Consider the following 3,090-nt stretch of genomic DNA (forward strand, 5'->3'; position numbering starts at 1 on the left):
TACGCCAGGTTGGGGACGCCGCGGTGCGGAACCATCACCCCCTTGGGCGTTCCCGTGGAGCCCGAGGTGTAGATCACGTACGCCAGCTGGTCCGGCCGTGCGCCGCGATCCGGGTTCTCCGCGCGCTCCGCCGCGATCCGCGCCCCGTCCCCGTCCACGCTCACCACCGCGACACCGTCGCCGGCGGGGAGCGCCGCGCGCAGCGACTCCTGCGTCACCAGCACGGGCACGGCCGCGTCGGCCAGCACGAACGCCAGCCGCTCGGCGGGATAGGCGGGGTCCAGCGGAACGTACGCGCCGCCGGCCTTGAGCACGGCCAGGACGGAAACGACCATCTCCGGCCCCCGCTCCAGGCAGATCGCGACCCGCGTCTCCGGCCCGACGCCGAGCGCGGCGAGATGGTGCGCCAGCCGGTTGGCCCGCTCGTTCAGCTCACCGTACCCCAGCTCCGCTCGCTCGAAGCTCACGGCGACTGCCCCCGGCGTGCATGCCGCCTGCGCCTCGAACAGCTCGTGGATGCACCGGTCCGCCGGGTACTCGGCCTCCGTCCGGTTCCACTCCCCCAGCACCAGCGCGCGCTCCGGCTCTCCGAGCAGGTCCAGCCGCGAGAGCCGCACGTCGGCGTCCGCGGCCACCTGCTCCAGCAGCCGCTCCAGGTGGCGCACCATGCGCTCGATGGTCGCCGGCTCGAACAGGTCGGTGCTGTAGTTCAGTCCGCCCAGCAGGCCCGCGGGAGTCGCCGAGAGCACCAGGTAGAGATCGTGCGTGGCGACCTCGTTGACCGCTCCGGCGCCGCTCACCTCGAGCCCCGCGATCGCACCGCCCCCGCCCCCGGCGTTCTGCAGGGTGAACATCACCTGGAAGAACGGCGAGTGGCTCAAGCTGCGCTCCGGCTGCAGCTCGGCCACCAGCTTCTCGAAGGGCACCTCCTGGTGCTCGTACGCCCCCAGCGTCACCTGCCGCACCCGCCGCAGCACCTCGCGGAAGCCCGGGTCGCCCGAGACGTCGGTGCGCAGGACCAGCGTGTTGATGAAGAAGCCGATCAGCGACTCCACCTCCCGGCGCGTGCGTCCGGCGATGGGGCTTCCCACCACCACGTCCTCGCTCCCGGCGTACTTGGAGAGGAGCACCTGGAAGGCGGACAGCAGCGTCATGAACAGCGTCGTGCCCTCGCTTTGCCCCAGCGCCTGCAAGCGCTCCTGCAGCTCCGGGGAGAGCGCCACGGGGACCGACGCGCCCCGGTACGTCTGCACCGCCCGGCGGGGACGGTCCGTGGGCAGCTCCAGCAGCTCCGGCGCGCCCGCCAGGCGCTCCCGCCAGTACGCCATCTGCCGGTCCAGGGCCTCGCCATCCAGCTGCTCGCGCTGCCACACCGCGTAGTCGGCGTACTGCACCGGCAGCTCGGGGAGCGGCGACTCACGCCCCTGGCGGTACGCCTCGTACAGCACGGAGAACTCACGGAAGAACACCCCCATGCTCCACCCGTCGCTGACGATGTGGTGCATCGAGAGCAGCAGCACGTGGTCCTCGTCGCCCAGCCGCAGCAGCGCGGCGCGGATCAGCGGGCCCGCCGAAAGGTCGAACGGTCGTGCCGCCTCCTCGCCTGCACGCCGCTCGACCGCCGCCTCGCGATCCGCCTCGCCCAGCCCCGACAGGTCCTCCACCGGCACCGCAAACCCGGCGAAGGGCGCGATCACCTGCACCGGCGAGCCGTCCACCTCGCGGAAGACCGTCCGCAGCGCCTCGTGGCGCCGGACGATCTCGCCCAGGGCGCGTTCCAGCACCGCCCCGTCCAGCGCACCCCCCACCCGCCGTGCCATGGGGATGTTGTAGACGGCGCTTCCCGGCTCCAGCCGGTCCATGAACCAGAGCCGCTCCTGCGCGAACGACAGCGGCAGGCCCCCCGTGCGCTCCACGGGCACCACCGGCGGCAGCACCGGCAGCTCCGCCCGGCGCATCTCCTCCACGCGCCCGGCCAGCTCCGCCACCGTGGGCCCCTCGAAGAGCGCCCGCAGCGGCATCTCCACCCCGAACACCTCGCGGATGCGCGAGACCACCCGGGTGGCGAGCAGCGAGTGCCCGCCCGCCTCGAAGAAGTTTTCCCTCACCCCCACCCGCTCCAGGCGCAGCACCTCGGCCCAGATCCCCGCCAGCACCTCCTCCACCGGCGTGCCCGGAGCCACGTACTCGTCCTCCGCCGAGCCCAGCTCCGGCGCGGGGAGCGCCCGAACGTCCAGCTTGCCCGTAGGCGTCAGCGGCAGCCGCTCCAGCGCGACGAACGCCGCCGGCACCATGTACTCCGGCAGGCTCTCCCGCAGGTGCGCGCGCAGCCCCTCCGCATCCACGCTCCCGACGACGTACGCCACCAGCCGCTTCTCGCCCGACGCATCGTCGCTCACGATCACCCGCGCCTCGCGCACCTCCGCGTGCGCCGACAGCACCGCCTCGATCTCCCCCGGCTCGATGCGGAAGCCGCGCACCTTGACCTGCTCGTCCACCCGGCCGATGAACTCCAGCCGCCCGTCCGCCTTCCACCGCAGCCGGTCGCCGGTGCGGTACATCCGCACACCCGGCTCCGCGGCGAACGGATCGGGAACGAAGCGCTCCGCCGTCAGCCCCGGACGATCCAGGTAGCCGCGCACCACGCCGTCGCCCCCGACGTACGCCTCGCCCGGCACGCCCACGGGCACCGGGTTCAGCGCGGCGTCGAGCAGGTAGATCCGCTGGTTCCCTGTGGGGCGGCCCACGGAAACCGTGAGCGCGTCCTCCGCCACGTGCGCCACCTGCTCCCACGAGCACCAGGCGGTCGTCTCGGTGGGACCGTACATGTGCAGCAGGCGCTCGGGACCGCCCGCCTTCAGCAGCCGGCGCACGCTGTCGGCGTCCACGGCCTGCCCGCCGAAGAGCACCTCGCGCAGCGGCGCGAACACGTCGGGCAGCTCGCGCGAAAGCTGGTTGAGCAGCGCGGTGGTCTGGTAGAGCGTGGTGATGCGCTCGTCGCGCAGCATCCGGTACAGCGCGGGGGGCGAGAGGAGGACGTCCCGGGGAATTCCGACGAGCGTGGCGCCATTGAGGAACGCACCCCAGGCC

1 protein-coding gene is annotated in these 3,090 nt (G+C 73.1%); it reads right to left on the minus strand.

Annotated elements, in window-relative coordinates:
• Window positions 1-3,090 (minus strand): condensation domain-containing protein (locus VF632_RS14530; protein WP_331023632.1); only part of this gene is annotated, 3,090 nt, incomplete at both ends.

The organism is Longimicrobium sp. (genome assembly GCF_036388275.1).
Taxonomy (GTDB): Bacteria; Gemmatimonadota; Gemmatimonadetes; order Longimicrobiales; family Longimicrobiaceae; genus Longimicrobium.